Source organism: Macrococcus epidermidis, from assembly GCF_024205965.1.
Taxonomy (GTDB): Bacteria; Bacillota; Bacilli; order Staphylococcales; family Staphylococcaceae; genus Macrococcoides; species Macrococcoides epidermidis.
Genome location: NZ_CP073819.1, coordinates 70561 through 87492 on the forward strand (window position 1 = coordinate 70561; position 16932 = coordinate 87492).

The 16932-nt window shown below is 30.4% G+C and carries 20 protein-coding genes; 12 read left to right on the forward strand and 8 right to left on the reverse strand.

Translation table 11 applies throughout. The annotated features are described in order from the left end of the window. Positions 1 to 3 precede the first annotated feature (3 nt). The 5 genes from KFV12_RS00375 (at position 4) to KFV12_RS00395 (ending at position 5320) form a co-directional block, all read left to right on the forward strand. Entirely contained in the window at positions 4 to 1317 is a 1314-nt protein-coding gene (locus KFV12_RS00375; RefSeq protein WP_254256990.1) for a lanthionine synthetase C family protein, read from the forward strand. Positions 1318 to 1394: 77 nt separating this feature from the next. Beyond that, positions 1395 to 2084: a response regulator transcription factor gene (locus tag KFV12_RS00380; RefSeq protein WP_254256991.1), complete on the forward strand. Its 690-nt coding sequence runs from the start codon at positions 1395 to 1397 to the stop codon at positions 2082 to 2084. After that, positions 2074 to 3450: a sensor histidine kinase gene (locus KFV12_RS00385; RefSeq protein WP_254256992.1), complete on the forward strand. Its 1377-nt coding sequence runs from the start codon at positions 2074 to 2076 to the stop codon at positions 3448 to 3450. Before KFV12_RS00380 ends, KFV12_RS00385 begins: the two co-directional genes overlap by 11 nt. Positions 3451 to 3477: 27 nt before the next feature. Next, positions 3478 to 4857, forward strand: coding sequence for a S8 family peptidase (locus KFV12_RS00390; RefSeq protein ID WP_254256993.1), 1380 nt, complete (start codon positions 3478 to 3480; stop codon positions 4855 to 4857). An 88-nt stretch (positions 4858 to 4945) separates the two neighbouring features. Next, positions 4946 to 5320, forward strand: a complete 375-nt coding sequence (locus KFV12_RS00395) for a hypothetical protein (RefSeq protein ID WP_254256994.1) — start codon at positions 4946 to 4948, stop codon at positions 5318 to 5320. 166 nt (positions 5321 to 5486) lie between these two features. Here the strand turns inward: KFV12_RS00395 and KFV12_RS00400 are convergent, their stop codons facing one another. From KFV12_RS00400 to KFV12_RS00430, 7 genes are all read right to left on the reverse strand, one after another. Then, on the reverse strand, positions 5487 to 7112 hold the full coding sequence (locus tag KFV12_RS00400) for a recombinase family protein (protein ID WP_254256995.1): 1626 nt from the start codon (positions 7110 to 7112) through the stop codon (positions 5487 to 5489). A gap of 2 nt (positions 7113 to 7114) precedes the next feature. Further along, positions 7115 to 8482, reverse strand: coding sequence for a recombinase family protein (locus tag KFV12_RS00405; protein WP_254256996.1), 1368 nt, complete (start codon positions 8480 to 8482; stop codon positions 7115 to 7117). A gap of 165 nt (positions 8483 to 8647) precedes the next feature. After that, positions 8648 to 10477 carry a DUF927 domain-containing protein gene (locus tag KFV12_RS00410; RefSeq protein WP_254256997.1) on the reverse strand — a complete coding sequence of 610 codons (1830 nt, stop codon included), beginning with the start codon at positions 10475 to 10477 and terminating at the stop codon, positions 8648 to 8650. A gap of 51 nt (positions 10478 to 10528) precedes the next feature. Beyond that, the gene (locus KFV12_RS00415) at positions 10529 to 10891 is read right to left on the reverse strand and encodes a hypothetical protein (protein WP_133353691.1); all 363 of its coding nucleotides are present in this window, start codon (positions 10889 to 10891) and stop codon (positions 10529 to 10531) included. 141 nt (positions 10892 to 11032) lie between these two features. After that, entirely contained in the window at positions 11033 to 11281 is a 249-nt protein-coding gene (locus KFV12_RS00420; protein ID WP_133353692.1) for a hypothetical protein, read from the reverse strand. A 141-nt stretch (positions 11282 to 11422) separates the two neighbouring features. Further along, positions 11423 to 12367 (reverse strand): hypothetical protein, encoded by a 945-nt coding sequence (locus KFV12_RS00425; RefSeq protein ID WP_133353693.1) that lies wholly within the window; start codon positions 12365 to 12367, stop codon positions 11423 to 11425. A gap of 44 nt (positions 12368 to 12411) precedes the next feature. Beyond that, positions 12412 to 13242, reverse strand: coding sequence for a GIY-YIG nuclease family protein (locus KFV12_RS00430; RefSeq protein ID WP_254256998.1), 831 nt, complete (start codon positions 13240 to 13242; stop codon positions 12412 to 12414). Positions 13243 to 13392: 150 nt separating this feature from the next. On the opposite strand from KFV12_RS00430, the gene KFV12_RS00435 reads away from it, so the two are divergent. From KFV12_RS00435 to KFV12_RS00445, 3 genes are read left to right on the forward strand one after another with little or no spacing between them, the layout of a single operon-like run. Then, positions 13393 to 13977 carry an NUDIX hydrolase gene (locus KFV12_RS00435; RefSeq protein WP_254256999.1) on the forward strand — a complete coding sequence of 195 codons (585 nt, stop codon included), beginning with the start codon at positions 13393 to 13395 and terminating at the stop codon, positions 13975 to 13977. 23 nt (positions 13978 to 14000) lie between these two features. Continuing rightward, positions 14001 to 14567, forward strand: a complete 567-nt coding sequence (locus tag KFV12_RS00440; RefSeq protein WP_254257000.1) for a GNAT family N-acetyltransferase — start codon at positions 14001 to 14003, stop codon at positions 14565 to 14567. Then, complete coding sequence (locus KFV12_RS00445) at positions 14564 to 15328, forward strand: APH(3') family aminoglycoside O-phosphotransferase (RefSeq protein WP_254257001.1); 765 nt, start codon at positions 14564 to 14566, stop codon at positions 15326 to 15328. The genes KFV12_RS00440 and KFV12_RS00445 overlap by 4 nt, the downstream gene beginning before the upstream one ends. A gap of 53 nt (positions 15329 to 15381) precedes the next feature. On the opposite strand, the gene KFV12_RS00450 is transcribed toward KFV12_RS00445, so the two are convergent. Further along, entirely contained in the window at positions 15382 to 15798 is a 417-nt protein-coding gene (locus KFV12_RS00450) for a glyoxalase superfamily protein (protein WP_254257002.1), read from the reverse strand. Positions 15799 to 15957: 159 nt separating this feature from the next. Here KFV12_RS00450 and KFV12_RS00455 point away from each other — a divergent pair, with 159 nt between their 5' ends. The 4 genes from KFV12_RS00455 (at position 15958) to KFV12_RS00470 (ending at position 16932) form a co-directional block, all read left to right on the forward strand. Then, the gene (locus KFV12_RS00455) at positions 15958 to 16248 is read left to right on the forward strand and encodes a hypothetical protein (protein WP_254257003.1); all 291 of its coding nucleotides are present in this window, start codon (positions 15958 to 15960) and stop codon (positions 16246 to 16248) included. Further along, the gene (locus KFV12_RS00460) at positions 16248 to 16439 is read left to right on the forward strand and encodes a helix-turn-helix transcriptional regulator (RefSeq protein WP_111715962.1); all 192 of its coding nucleotides are present in this window, start codon (positions 16248 to 16250) and stop codon (positions 16437 to 16439) included. Before KFV12_RS00455 ends, KFV12_RS00460 begins: the two co-directional genes overlap by 1 nt. A gap of 25 nt (positions 16440 to 16464) precedes the next feature. Beyond that, positions 16465 to 16632, forward strand: a complete 168-nt coding sequence (locus tag KFV12_RS00465; RefSeq protein WP_254257004.1) for a hypothetical protein — start codon at positions 16465 to 16467, stop codon at positions 16630 to 16632. A 150-nt stretch (positions 16633 to 16782) separates the two neighbouring features. Continuing rightward, on the forward strand, positions 16783 to 16932 hold the full coding sequence (locus KFV12_RS00470; protein WP_254257005.1) for a GNAT family N-acetyltransferase: 150 nt from the start codon (positions 16783 to 16785) through the stop codon (positions 16930 to 16932).

A 16932-nucleotide genomic window follows, 5' to 3' on the forward strand; every position in this document is an offset into this window, starting at 1 on the left:
AGTTTGAATAATACAATTACATTGGTGAGAGACTTATCTTTAAGGTTGACGAATCATGAATTTATAGAACATGAAACTCTAAAAGAAGATAATTATTTAATTTTTGATAATCAAAAGTTTTATCCATATTCTCCTTTAACACTAAGTCATGGTTTACCAGGATTATGCATGCTTTATTCAGAGCTGAGCTATCATTATCCTGATGAGAATTGGATGGAATACTGTAATGATTATATACAAAAAATGATGAAATTAATTAGTGAAAATGGGTTGAAAGATATCTCTATGTTCTCTGGATGTGCGGGGATCGGTCTTACATTGCTTATATGCTCTAAAAAAGGATTATATTACAAAAACTATCAAAGTAGTATAGATTCATATATTAAAATATTAATTAATGAAAAACTAGTTGAATTAAAAAAATCTAATGAAACGGTAATTCATGATTACGATGTTATACAGGGTCTCAGTGGAACTTTGAATTATATGCTACTCAACGATAAGCAAGAGTTTTTCGACAAAGAAATAAAGTTAGTTTTAGAATACTTTATAGAAAAAACAGAATATAAAACGATGAATGATAAAGAAGTTTTGAAATGGCATATTCCAGCAAAAAATTTATTTTTAGATTATGAAAAAGACATGTTTCCAGATGGTGTTCTAAACTTAGGACTATCCCATGGGATAGCAGGGCCTTTAGTTGTTATGTCAAAAGCATATAGCAATGGGTTTAAAAGTAAAGAATTAAAAAAATCAATAATTAGGATTAGTGATACACTAATAAGGTGCATGGACAAAAAAAATAAAAACTGGTTAGGTATGGTGGATATAAATAAAGTAGATAATAATGACAATTCTGCTAAAGATGTTAGAAATGCATGGTGTTATGGTATGCCTGGAGTTTCATATTCTCTACTACTTGCTTCAAAGGCATTGGAAAGTGACTTTTTATATAAGACAGCTTGTGATTTGATGGAAAACGGTATAGGTAACTACCAAGGGATAATCTCTCCAACTTTTTGCCACGGATATGTTGGATTAGCATATTTATACAAAATATTTTATAAAGAAACTAAAACTCACGCATTTCTTTTGGAATCTAAAAATTTGAAAGATATTGTTTTGACTTTTTATAAAGAAGAATCTCCTTTTGGATTTAAAAATATTGAAAGTGATATGGAAGAAAGTAATCACCCTATAGAAAAAGAGCTTTCTACAATTGGACTATTAGATGGAGTTACCTGTATATTACTCTGTTTATTGGCTATAGAGAAAGATAAATATACTGATTGGGATGCTGCTTTTTTGTTAAATTAATATTATACCTCAGTATTGAATAAAAGCCCTAGTAAGAAGGGAGGATCCTAATTATTTTTAATAATTAGATAAAAAATATGAACAATATTATTTATGTGGAAGATGATAAAAATATTTCTAAAGTTGTTTCTGAATATTTGGGACATTTCGGTTATAAAACTACAGTTGTTGATTCATTTAACAATTTTCAAAGATATAGGAATACAAAATATGATCTTATTTTATTAGATATAATGCTACCAGAAATAAGTGGAATAGAAATTTGCAAAAATATAAGAAATTTAACAACGTGCCCAATAATTTTTATCAGTGCATTAAGTTTGGAAGATGATATTATCAGTGCATTAGAATGTGGTGGAGATGACTATATAACTAAGCCTTTCAGTTTAAAGCAACTCAAAACTAAAATAGATATACACTTAAGAAGAGAAAAGAGAAACAATAGTACAATCTCAGAAAGGTTGATTACAGGTAATTTAATTATCGATACTAGAAGAAAAGAAATTTTGATAAATAATCAATTGTGTGATTTTACAAAGAAAGAATACTTATTAATAGAAAAATTAGTGAGGAATAAATATTGTGCAGTTAGTAAAGAAAAGTTATTTGAAACAATTTGGGGATACAATAATGACAGCAATATAAACACAGTGACAGAGCATATAAAAAAAATAAGGAAAAAGTTGTCCGAAAGTGATCCAACTACATCCTATATACAGACTAAATATGGTTTCGGATATTTCTGGGAGGAGAAAAGTGAAAGGTAAATCACTCAAAAAATCTTTTGTTTTTACTGTCATAAAGATTGTTGTTACTACATTGTTATCTATTATATTAGTTTTGTCTGCATGGATTATTTGGACAAATATATTTCCTAGAGATTACTATGATAGTAGTTATTATCCTAAAATAAAAAAAGAAGTGCTAGTAAATAAACGAAATTTAATTTCAAATAAAAAAGTAGTTATTGATAATAAAGATACGAGATTTGCTTACGGATTATATTATAAAGGTAAATTAATTAAGTATACAGATAATTTTAAGTTATATAATACAGATAATTTAATCGATTCGACTACCTCAGATTCTTTTGTTAATGACAATTTGACTTATCGAGTAGAATTATTAAAAAATGATTTGAAAATCATCGCAATATATCCAGCTTTTTCTACAGGTAATAGCTATATCGATATATATAATGGAATATTACAGAATTTATTACTAGTGTCTCCTTTGTTTCTATTTGTATGTTCTTTAATTTACTATACATCAAAACTCTATAAAAATATTAGTAATAACTTTGATGATATTAATAGTTATCTAAAATATGTTGAAGATGATAATCTTGAGAATGATTTAAGAAGTTTTGAAGAGAAAGAATTTCAAGAACTTTCAAACAGTATTAATTTAATGAAATCGAAACTTAAAGTCTTGTTAGTAGATCAACAAGAAAAGATTAGAATACAAAATAATTTGTTTTCTTCGTTAGCTCATGATATAAAAACTCCATTGACAATTATAAGTGCTGAATCTGAAATGTTAAGTTTGACACATTCTAAAAATAAAAATTCAGAAAATAGGTATGATATTATATTTTCTGAAATTTCTAGAATAGATAAATTGGTAACTGAGTTACTAACTATTTCTAAATTGAATAGGTATGATTATACCTTAGATATTGAAAAAATAGATTTAAAAATTACTATAAATAATCTGCTGAGAGAATTTAACTCCCTTTTAATAAGAAAAAATATTCAAGTTAAATTTAATATTTCAAGTTCAAATTTCTATATAGAAAGAGATAAATTGATAATAAATAGAGTTTTACAAAATATAATATCTAATGCTCTTGAGCATATAATGAATAATGGAACGTTAAAAATAGAAATTGAAAAAAAAAATAAAAAGATAAATCTAATTATATCTAATACAGGCTCTCAATTTCCTGAAGATTATCTGAATAGTGAATTTATACCATTTTATTCTAGTAAAAGACAAAGAGATAAAAAACATTTCGGTTTAGGTTTATATATGTCTAATATTATGCTTAGTAAAATAAATTCTCAGTTATTTATACAAAATAAAAATAATTGTGCAGTTGTTACAATTTCCTTTAATAATAGTTATTTATAAAATTTTAATGAAAATGTAGGGGTTTTAATGAAAAAAATAATTGTAATAATATTTATATTATTTCCATTCATGAATACTGCGCTGATGTTTGCATATGGTGTCGAGAATGATACAAGTTATTCATTCGTATTAGATAATAATGATAATTGGAACAACAAATTGAGACAAATTGAAAGTATTAGTGGGAAAAAAGTTGAATATTCTGTTAAAGAAGTGAATTTAATTGATATTAGCACAACACATAATATAGCAGAAAAAATTAACGGCTTGCCATTTGTGGATTCATACAGTGAAACTTCAGTGATTTCTCCACCAAAAGTATATAAAAAAAATATAATTAATAATTCATCCGTTTTGCCTAAAGCATGGGATTTACAATGGGATATGAAACTTGTTACTCATAATGGAGATTCCTATTCTATAACAGAGGGTAGCAAGAATACCACAGTTGCGATAATTGATTCTGGTATATATAAAGATCATCCAGATTTGAAAGGAAATTTTATTGGTGGTAAGAACTTAGTGCCTTATCTTGGTTTTGATAGTAAAGAAAAAGAAGAAACAGGTGATATAAATGATTTAGATGATGATTTAGGTCATGGAACATTAGTGGCTGGACAAGTTGCCGCAAATGGAAATATTAAGGGGATAGCACCTGGAGTGAGTTTGAAAGTATATAGAGTATTTGGAAATTCATCTGCTAAATCATCTTGGATCACGAAAGCTATTATTGAAGCAGCCAATGATGATTCTGATGTAATAAATCTAAGTTTAGGTGATTATTATCTTAATAATAGGTCGAATAAGAAAATAGATAATAAAACTGATATTAAAGCATACAAAAAAGCCATTAACTACGCCAATAGCAAGGGGAGTGTGGTTGTAGCTGCAGTGGGCAATGATGGATTGAATGTTAGAAATAAATTAGAAATGCTTAATTTTTATAAAGATAAAAAACAAACATACGACATTAAAGGAAAGATAATAGATGTACCTGCAGACTTACCTAATGTAGTAACAGTCTCTTCTACCGGACCTAATAATGAGAAGTCTATTTTCTCTAATTATGGAGAAAATTTTGTTGACATAACAGCACCAGGTGGAGATTATAAATTACTCAATAAATATGGTGAAGATTTTTGGAATGAACAAGGAATGATTCAGAAGGAGTTTATATTGAGTACTTCTATAAACGGATACTATGATTATCAGGTTGGAACTTCGTTAGCTGCACCAAAAGTATCTGGAGCTATTGCTCTAGTTATTGATAAATATAAATATAAGGATTCCCCTGAAAAATCTATTAGTCACATATATAAGTATGGAGTAGTGGACAGAGAAAATAGCATTATCTTTGGTAAAGGGAGTTTGGATATTTTTAGTGCATTAAAAGCTCACTCTGAATAATTTACTTAAATAAAATAGCAATTTGGATCAAAACAACTACAACCTACTCCGTTATAATTAAATACAAAATATATAAGGAGTGATTTATATGACTGATTGGTTTTTAACAGGTATTAATCCACAAATGTTTATATTGAAGAGAGAAGGAGAATATTATCATGTAATTAGTTGTGAAAATGATATTAAAGAAAATGAATTTTTAGTGGTTATGAGAAGTTTAAAAACTAAAAATATAAAGGATACAAATTACAAATTAGAATTAGAATACACATTCAAATATGATAAATTAGCATTTATATGGGTTATTATCGAGGATTTTGAAGGTAACTATCTTTATTTTAAAAAGCATCAAATAGTCGATACATTTGGTAAATATAAAGATGTATTGGAAATTTATAAAAATGCAGATGTTATAAATTTTGGATTTATGGTATATGGATATAATGAGTTAATATTTAAGTAGATGAAAAAATATTATATACCTAACTATATTTAATGCTTATGAGAATCCCCGTTACCCCGTAGAAATTAATGTATATCATTTTTTTAATGCAGTTTTAGAGTTGCGTGATAATGCTATTAATATAGCTGTGTATATCACCTGAAAATAACGGGGAAACGGGTTGCAACTAAATTCCTAGATACAAAATATCATTAGACAAAAATAAAGAGGAAGCGCTGAGTGGCGCTTCCTCTGGTTGTTTATCATTGAATACTTCTTTCAAGACTTCTGGTGTGATCTTGAGTGATATAAAAAACTCATATTTCTTACCTGGTTCTTTGTGTTTTCTAAAGTGAATTTCTTCAATGACTGATAGATATAGAGCTTTAAGTTGATGCTTCTCCAAATGTTCTACGTCTTTGAAAATAGCCTCCAGTGCTGTCCTAACTTCATCAACTGATATAGTGGGTATATGGTCACTTTTAAGCTTTTCAGTGAGTAATAGAATTTCGTTTTCGATTTCAGTGATGTTATTCTGATATTCATTGATACTATCTTTAAGTACGAGAGCTAAGTCAGGCGAAGATGCTAAAGCTACAGTTAAGTTATTTAGCTTTGTTTGTAATTCGTCCAGTTCAGCTTTTTTGATGTTGATATTACGATCTATTTGGATGGGTTGTTCTTTGAGTCGTTCATTCGCTTTTTCAACTACTTTATCCAGAATTTTATCATTGTTAATTACTTCGATGATTCTATTCATGACGTAAGGCTCTATAAGATCAGCTCGTACTGAATTTGCTGAACAGACAGACGCACCTTTATTTTTAAATTGACTGCATGAGTAATAACGAATCTTTTTCTTCTCACCCTTAACCGTGTTGACGGTATTGGCTGCAGCATGTGCATGACCGCAGACGGGGCATCGGATCAATCCAGTTAATACATTTGTCCCTTTGCCATGAACTTGAGGCTTCTTGCTCATTTCAGACATACGGCGATGAACTTTATCCCACAGATCTTTTTCAATGATTGGTTCTTGCTTACCTTCTGCGATAATAGGATTAGGATTATAGCCTTTACGTCTCTTCTCATTCCACCCGATGTATTGTTGGAACTTGATTTGACCTATATAGAATACATTATTAAGGATATACTTCACACCGGCAATATCGAATGGATTACCTTTCTTTGTTCTAAGTCCTTCTTTGTTCAGACCATTCGCAATTGCACGATAACCTTTACCATTGGCATATTCATTGAATATACGTCTAACAATTTCAGCTTCTGATTCATTAACCGTTAAGTGTTTCTTATCATTAGGTATCTTGTCATAACCCAACAAACTATTCCCATTATAATAACCATTTTTTGCTCTCTTTGTTTGACCTAAAATTACGTTCTCTACAATTTGATTACGTTCATATTCTGCCATGCTAGCCATGATTTGAAGTAAAAGTTTTCCAGTTGCACTAGAGGTATCCATTTTTTCACTTACACTTTTAAACTCTATATTATACTTTTGATATTCTTCAACCATTTTTAATAAATCTGATGTATTACGTGCTAAACGGTTTGCTTTATAAACCATAATGATATCGAACATTCCGTTTCTTGCATCTTCATTCATTTGTACAAGTGCAGGTCGATTCATGTTCTTACCACTAATACCTCTATCGACATAAATATCATAAACGTCGTAATTATTTTTAGCACATATGTCTTTTAGCAATGCTATTTGTCCATCAATACTAAATCCTTCTTCTGCTTGAGCTACTGTAGAAACCCTTGCGTAAATCGCTGCTTTTTTATTCATGATTATACCTCCATTTTCAATTTTTCATTACTAGCGTCCTGCGTTACTGCTACTAAGTTCACGGGATAATCTTTTATATAAACCGCTTTAAGCTCTCTTTGTTCGCTGATAACAATCTGATCTATATATGGTTTAATTTCTTCGAGTGTTAAACGTTTACTCACTTTATTTAAGATAGGTGTTAACTTAGTGTTATCGATATTAGGAATTGTTTTAATATTTTTTGTTTTTTGATTAACCTGTTGAGCAAAATCATCAGCATTGATTTTGCCTTCTGCTAACTGCTCAACAAGCTTTGTTCTTAATTTTTCGCTATTTGACTGCATTTTAATTTGGTCTTTGCGTATACGCTCAATTGCCTGCTTAATGGGCTTATAAGTTTTTTCACCCACTAGGAAACTTTGAATGGTTTGAAGTACATTATCCTCGATATCCCTGCCATTAATAGATACGAATGGACAATAATTCATTGAAGTTTTCTTGTGATTTCTGCATACATAATAGTAATGTGTCTTATCGTTTCGTTTAACCTGATGAGTAGTCAATGTACTTCCACAGCATGGGCATTTTAATAATTTCTTTAACTGACTTTTCGTTTGATGCGTTGCTAAACTTTTATTATTTCTTATGGTAGCCACTTCTTTAAATGTGGTTTGGCTGATAATTGGTCTGTATAGGCCGTTTAATTCAATTCCGTAAGGTGTCTTCATCACACCTGTATAGGACTTGTTAAGTAATATATTACGAACTTGATATTCTGGTAATAGGGTACCGCTTTGTTGAAGTTCTTTGCTGATTGCTTTGTATCCTTTACCTTGAATGTAACGCTCGTAAATGAACTTAACTGTCTTAGCTTCATCTTCATGGATGATGTATCTTCCCTCTTTATAAATATAGCCGAAGGGGGCATTTGTACTTATCATCTGTCCCTCACGAACTTTTTGTAAGTTACCGTTCCTTACAAATGTAGATATGTTGTCTAATTCCATTTCAGCAAGTGCTGAGATAACCTGTAACTTGAACCGATCGAATGCTTTCGACAAATCAAAGATACCGTCTGAAACGCTTATGACTTTAATACGCTTGTTTTGACATACATCTAGGAACTCTAGCGTATGTTTTAAGTTTCTTCCGATGCGGTTTAGTCGGTAAACCAGTACGGTCGTTACTTCAGAATCATCCTGTAGTTGTCTTAGCATTGTTTGATACTGTGTTCGTTTATCATTGCTGCCTGAACCTGTATCAGTATAAAAAGTAATATCGTCGGTGGATATGCCTTCACGTATTGCCAATTGAATAATTGCATCCTTCTGTGCTTCTAATGATTGTTGCTTTTTAGTACTGACACGTGTGTATGAGAGTACCTTCATTTTAATCACCTCCAAAGTGATAATATAATCTTAAAATGGATTTAGATGATTGGAATATAAAGCCTAACGAATTCTCGTTAGGCTAAAGTATTTAGTCACGTTCCAGTTCTTCGAGAACAAGAGTTGTGAGTAATTCAATCAATTCATCCATGCCTGTTTTCCCCTTTACAAACCCTCAAATAAATCAGCGTTAACATATTTGTTGGAAGGTTTATTGATATTATTCGTACAATCATTTGTAACATTAGCTTCTTTATCACTCACTTTAGGTTGATTCGTATTTCCATTGTTTTGTGTCTCTAGACCTAATAGTTCAGCATATGATTTATCAATTTTTATAGTGTAAAATGGAACTATATTTATTTGGCCATCATCATCAGTTATTCTTGTTCGATTATATAAACGATCTTTTTCGTTCATTATTAAATATCCCGCATCTTTAAGTGCCTTTATAACGATTTTAGAATCCTGAAAGTTTGCTTCTCCGATTAATATACTGAATGCATCTTTTAAGATATTCACCTGAATAAAGCTTTGTGTATTAGACTTACCGGGTGATACTAAATTGATTAACCCGTAATTATCTGTATGAGCTGTTAATTTTTTGCCTGTAGAAAATTTACTTCGATTTTTAGCAACAAATTGTACGATTGCGTCAATTGCTTTTTCTCCCATTGAACGATTAGTTATTGTATCCCAGTGATAATCGATAAATATTTGTCTTATATCATTCGTCTTTAACTTTAGTCCTGGAATTTCATCCGCAAGTACCAATTCCAAGTATTCCACTGATAACATTATTACTGCATACGAATCAACCATTCGAGTTCCTGTGTTGGATGTATCTTTCTGTAGGGCATTGAGGAACCATTTTTTATGTTTGTTAAAATGGTTTTCAATATCCTTTATGTCATTACAACCCAATAAATCAGCAATTTCTTTTAGAATATGCCCGTAGTTACTTTGTACTACTTTTTTTATATTATCTGAATTCGTTGCACTCTTCGTCCATTTACCATTAAGTTCGATAACCCTAACATTTAATCCATTGTTTTTAGCAGTGTGTTGATTTTGAAGTAATGAAAATTCCCCTGTAGAAATTATCACAGTGTTCCATCGTCGAACAGGTTTGGGAGAACCGTCTTGATTCAAACGTGCTTTCTCGGAACCTTCAGTTATGGAGTATATTAGGGGTGTCATCTTAGTGATCTCAGACATGGAAAGCTCGTCGAATGCAAATGGAACTCCGAAATTATCATTTAGAGATTGTACTATGCCATTTTGTGTTGCTAACCAACTCTTAAGTAACCCATGTTGGCCTTTATCAGGACTTCCAGATGTCGAGAGAGCTAACATAGCACTTGTTGTTTTTCCAGAGCTTGAATCTCCAACGAAGTGAAAGAATAATGAATTAATTTGTGTTATACCATTATTAAATAAGTACGAGTTAATCAAACCACTTATACCGACTGCTGTTGCAAGTTCAAGCTGAGGTGTTCCAAGCACTTCGTTTTGGAACATTTTAATCCAGTTAGCTAAAGTTCCTTTAGCTTTTATGTTAATTTTTGAAGATGTGATGGGTTTCACACCCTGAAAATTATCGGGTGTAAACGTGTCCTCTAAAAGAATAAATTGATCATCGGTCTCTGTTACAATACAACCTACAGAAGGGTATTCGATTACTTTAGGCAAAGTATCACGCATCAACTGCAGTGCATAAGATATATCGGACATTTTTAGAGGGTTAAGAGTGAACCCTTTTTCTACCAACTTCTGAATATTCCTTAGATTCAGTATGCTAGCATGTTCTTTAACTACCACTTCTCCATTTGTTATCTCTAGTGATTCATCTCCACTAAGTGGATCTAAAAATCGCTTACTAATTGTGATATTAGGACACAATTTCTCTAAAAATTCATCATCTTTCTTTTTTACTGTCTTATATAGACCAGATGCTTTCCATGTATACTTATCAATTGTAATGTTCTCTATCATCTTTTTTACCACCTTTAATTTATATTTGAGTCCAACATTGCACTATGTGAACTAATATTTGTAGAAGAAATCCGCATCAATAAAGTCACTTGGGTTACTAACAAATTCACAATTTAGACAGCTCATCATATATAAGTAAAAAGCATCGAGTATCTCACATACATCGTCATCGTAAGCCTCAGCATACTCTTCTGTAATGGTAGCGCTTAGCACATCACCTAAGAAAAAAGAAGCACCACGAGGTAATTTGTCGACATAATCAATCATTTCTTTTAATAAATCGTATGACTTTACTGACATTTTCCTTCTTGCAGTAAAATTAATTTCAACTATGTCCGTCCTTTTATCGAACTCAGACATGCTGAATTCTGTGATAACCTTGAATTTATCATCTTTCCATAAAAAATTTCTCAAAATTAATCATCCTTTTCTGATTTTTTTGAATCTCACCACTTACTAAATTTAAATAAGAGGTCATTGAAGTTTATGACATTATTCATTTCCATGTATATAACAGCCTTAACTCATGATTAATCCACAACTATGATGCCTATGCTATTTTATTCTGTAATATTGCAAAGGATAGCGATTAGGATTTACTATTCCAAACTTATGAGCATTCTTCTTCATGTAACAAGCCAACATTCTACCTGCTTCTTGTTGTTCTGTAGATGAACAGATACAATATGGCAGAGAATCAATTAGTTCCTTTGACGTAAAAACAACTCCGATTGGTTTATGGTGTGCTTTAGCTAGCATGACTTTATACATTTTCTGCATTTGAATGCTTTTATGTGTCTTCATAAAAATACCTCCATATTGATTTTTCAAGTAATGAGATTACTTGATACATTTATTATGCTTTAATGAACAAAAAAACCCTCCCTAACATTTTTTAAATTTTTGTTAGGGAAGGCTTTTTTGTTCATTATTTGCTTTAATCATTTATTTAATACGTTTATCTATTTTTATATAATTTGAAAATATTTTTTGTTTAGGTTGTTCTACTTCTTTTAACGCTTTCTCAATTTCTTTAACAAGCTCAGTTTTATATTGTTTTACAATGAGTTTATCATACTGTTTATCGGCATCTTTTCTATTTAACTTACTTGTATCTATAGAAGGATTGACAAAAACTTTATTGATTAGTTCCGAATAATATGAATAGGAAACTGTGTTTGTTGTGCTTGGATTTAATATTTTCCTTGCATCTGAAATAGTCATTATAATTCGATTATCAAAAAGATCATCATTATTATAATCTTTTGTATTTGATTCATGTTTAGAAAAATCTCCAATATAATCATAAGCTATTTCATCAACCTCATTTATAAAATTATCATATATTCTTTTTTTTTCTTTAAATGATACAGAATTGGGTCTAAAAAGGATAGTGGCCATTCGTGTGATAGGATTAAATCTAGTATCATTAAGCTCAAATTTAAGAGCAAAAATAGACAATGCATTATTATAATCTTCTTGGTCTTTGATGCAAATTTCAATAAAATTCAAAAGATCAAGTATTTTATTATGATCTTCTATTCTCATTACATTCATAGTTCCATTTTTAATAAGAAGATTATATTGGTCATTATCAATAAGTATTTTGAGTAGATAGTGTACATTGCTTAATTCAAAAGAATATTGCTTATCTTTTTTGAAGTTATTATAGTTAATATGTAGTAATAAACATAATTTTTTGAATGCTTTATCTAACTTATCAGCTTCTACTTTTAATGTATCATCGCTTATAATTTTCTCTTTCGCTTGTTCTAAGTATGTTTGTGTAAATGATTCTAAGGTTTCTGGTTGAATATTATTTTTTTTATTGAACAAAGACAAACGTGCTAAATCCTGTAAATTAATAAATATTTCTTTATTATTTGTCATCAAATTATCTCCTTTGATAAGTTTTATTTATTTGGAATTAATCGTTAGTTGGAATTATAACCAAACTTCCGACTTTGCAATGCTTCTTTCCAGTATGATTCTCTTTGAAGTACTAATTTATCATCAACCTTACCATTGTAGTTCTCAAGTATCGTATACTGAAAATTTTCCTTAACGTAGTGAAAGCCTTTTTCTTCTACCAATGCTACAAGCTCTTTATTACCACCATGACCATTAGCTACATAGTTAGACCATCTTGTAAGCAACATCTTACTCATGCTTGTTGCTGATCCAACGTACAACTTGCCATTACTTTTATCGGTGATGAGATAGACTGCTTTTTGATTTTCAAGGGCAGCAATCCAGTCACGTTTACCACGATGAATAATTGTAGCGAGTCGTTGATAGGATAACTTAACCTTGTCATAACCCGGGAAGTCATCACCGTCATAAATTGTAGGTAATATCTGTTGAACGACTAACTCTTGATGTAAGTCTTTGTAAAAACGTCCCTGAGCCATGAACGATTTCTTAAACTTGATGATAACTCGACCATAATATTGTTCGTATTGAGGCAGTTCAACACCTTCATAATTAATGCCTTCTAATACATCTAGCTCTTTAGTCACCTTCTTAATTGTCGTAAGTAACCATGTATCGTATGAAAGTTTGAGTAAACATACGGCTGTCTGACCTACATTAAAGTATCTCGATTTGTTCCTCCAAAACAGCCATTGTGTATTCACTTCTTCTGGATTTTGCTTAAATACTTCCATAGGATCAACAAAACCATTTGATTGGTTGAACTTGATTTTCACATGATCCATTTCTTCTTCTGTAAAGCCAAGTAAATCGTTGAGCTTTATATGTGCCATAATACCTACTCCTTCTTCTAGCTAAGTATAATAATATCAAATTAGCGTGATTGTGAGATAATAGAATTGAAACAAATAAGATAGATTTTCTTATTTACTTATCGTAAGAATAACGAAAATATCAAAATAGTATGAAAAAGGTGAAAATAAATGAGTGAGTTATTAAATATTTATTATAAAAATAGAAAATTAAAAGGTGTAGATAGTAGACAGAAAGTACATCAACAAGGGGAATGGCATGAAACGTTTCAATGTATATTTACACAAGATGACAATATATTTCTTCAAAAAAGAAGTTCTAATGTTAAAGATTATAAAGGTATGATTGATGTAACAGTTGGAGGACATCTATTAAATAATGAAACAGTCGATAATGGAACGCGTGAGATTGAAGAAGAGATGGGGCTTCAAGTAGGCTTTGAAAGTTTAAGTTTTTTATGTACGCTTCCTGAGGAGATGACTTCAGGTGACATGATCGATAGAGAATTTATAAATATATATACTCTAGAGGTGTCAGAAGAAGATGTAAGTAGTATTCAGCATGATACAGAAGTAGAATATTTATTAAAGATAAACTTGGAAGATTTCTATAATTTTTGTATAAACAACGCTGAGAATTGCAAAGGATATAAAGTTATTAGCGAGGAAGAGATTACTTTTACAAAGAGTGATTTTCTGCCCTACAGCAATGCATACTTTATGTGTATCGGTGCGTTACTATACTATAGGAAGTAAGGAATAAAAAAAGGGGTAATTTTATGAAAATTTTAGATTATTCATCAAAATATGAAGACTCATGGATTCGATGTAGAACCTTATCATTTCTTTACACGCAGTACTACGATGATGTTCTTCAAACAAAACCTAAAATCGATGGTATTGAATTAATTTGTGTAGAAAACAATCAAGTGATTGGATTGCTCGATATCGAAATTAAAAATGCTTATTGTAGCTATGATAAGCATCAAAAAGGCGCAATGATAGAAACAATCGCAGTTCATCCTGATCATCAATCTAAAGGTATAGGTCAAAAATTATTAGAAGTTGCTGAAGAAAGAATGAAATTAGAAGGTATCGAATATTTAGAAGCTTGGACTAGAGAAGACGATTCAAGCAATCAATGGTATATAAAAAATGGATTTTCTCAATTCAACTCATATTTTCATGTATTTACAAGTGGAGATATAAAGACTAGCAATCCTCATTTTCACCCGATTTTTACATTTGGACATGTAACAGATAGAAAGCAAATTGATGAAACAGTAGTAGACAGAATTTATGAGTGTAGGGGCTATGTGAAAAATCTAATGGAGGATTTATCGTGAGAATAGATAACATAGTTATACCAAATGAAATTGCAAGGCATATAAACAATCTTAATTATAAAGTTGATGATATAGGTCGTTCCCATTCATCTGTTATTTTATTTGATGATTATGTTCTGAAAATAGAACGTGTATCATCAGAAACAGAAAACGAAATTAAATTAATGAAATGGTTAAATGGTAGATTGCCTGTACCGAAAATAATTGAGCATTGTGTGAAGAATGACAAAAGTTATTTGCTGATGACCCGATTAGAGGGTGAGATGTTAAGTAAAGATGGTGATTCACTTGAATTATATACAAAAGCAATAAATAAGTTGAAAGAAATTGATTTTAATGACTGCCCAGTAGATAATCGATTACAACATTATTTAAAGAAAGCAGAATATAATGTTGAAAAAGGTTTAGTGGATATTGAAGATGCTAACCCAGATACATATGGCCCAGAAGGGTTTAAAGATCCACAAGAGCTATTATCTTGGTTAAAAGATAATCAACCAGAAGAAGAAATAAGCTACACGCACGGTGATTTATGTATGCCAAATATTTTGATTAAAGATGGTAATATTTCAGGTTATATTGATTTGGGACGAGGTGGTCTTGGTGATCCTTATCGAGATATAGCACTTTGCTATAGGAACTATCTTTATGATAATCAGAGTAGTGAAGAAGTTATCAAGAGTAAACTCGAATTGCTCTTAGGATTTCAATTAGATATGCAAAAGGTTAGATATTATATTTTGGTTGATGAACTTTTCTGATTGCTGTAATAAACTAAGAAAGTAGCTCTTTAAACAAGTAGCTACTTTCTTTATTAATAGTTTTTAGAAACACTATTCATTAATTTCTCAAAATCTTCATCACTAATATTCGATTCCGTTAATGTTAGTTGATAACCATCAGGATCAATGATAGTCATTTCCTTCGCATTCCACGGCATCTGTTCTAACGGTTGTAACACATACTTCACGGATATCGACTTTGCTATTGTTTCGATATCATCAACAAGAATATTAATGAAACAACCATTTCCACTACTAAAGTCATCAGACTGAATCAGCATGATATCTTGATATTTTTCCAATCGCAAGTGATTCATAATAACTTCATTATTCTCATTTCGAAACTTAAACACACTTCTAAATCCTAAAGTATGTTTATACCATTTCTCAGCTTTTTCAATATCTCTCACTAATATTTTATTAAACAACGGCATTTGATATAATTCCATGTCATCACCTCCTTACGTCAATCGTAAGGTATAACGTGACGTTAGAGTAAAGAGGAAAATATATTAGGAATGATAAATGTTAAAAGTTCTTTACATTTTAGTGTGAATATTATACTATAAGAATGTAAAGAACTTTTAACATTTTAAGGAGGAATTTAAATGAGAAAACCAGATGAGATGGAATTACATCAATCAAACCAAAGTATTAAATTGAGTTGGATATTCGGTATGGGAATGCTGCTGATTATGAGTATCTCTCACTTTGTCGTTAACGGTAGTCTTTCTAATTCATTTTTAGTGATGTTATCAATGTTGATAGTTTATCGAGTTAATATAATGATGATGCAAAGTAAAATGGGAAATGAAAAAATAAAACCTATTGTAATAACAATGTTCCTTGTATTCGCAATTTGTCTAATACTAGGTTTGGTATATGGATATTTAAGCTGATGAAAAACAATTTGAAGATATTAAGAAAAGAGAGAAAAATAACCCAAGAGCAATTAGCAAAATCAATGGGTGTAACGAGACAAACTATTATTGCTATAGAACAAGATAAATACGATCCAACCCTAAAACTGGCATTAGCTTTAAGTGAATACTTTGAAATGACTGTGAATGAAATCTTTTATACGAAATAGAACATCTCTAAGGAGGATAATATTTATGAATAAAGATCTGAAATTTACTGATTCTGAAGAAACGATTAAACCAGGAGAAAGAGTTATTATCGAGTTTGATTTTCCCAAAAATTTGACCTTTGTCGGAAGAGCAGATAAAGTGCTAGAAAAAATTATTAAAGAAAATGATGGAATGATTAAGAAAGCTGACTAATAAACAACGGTCAGCTTTCTTATTAATTTTTAACCGCACACTTAACCGATACACTGAGTCGTATCATAAGTGATGCGGTTTTTAACAATCTTCAATAACATTTTTTGAGTACACTTTACATAAATTATTGAAATAGAGAGTGTGATTTTTATGACGATACTAGAAACAGAACGTTTGATTTTAAGAGAATTACGAACAGAAGATAAATACTCTCTTTCTAAAGTATTGTCTGATTATGACTCTATGCAATACTATGATCATCCGTTTAATGAGCATGAGGTTGAAGAATGGATTAAGTAG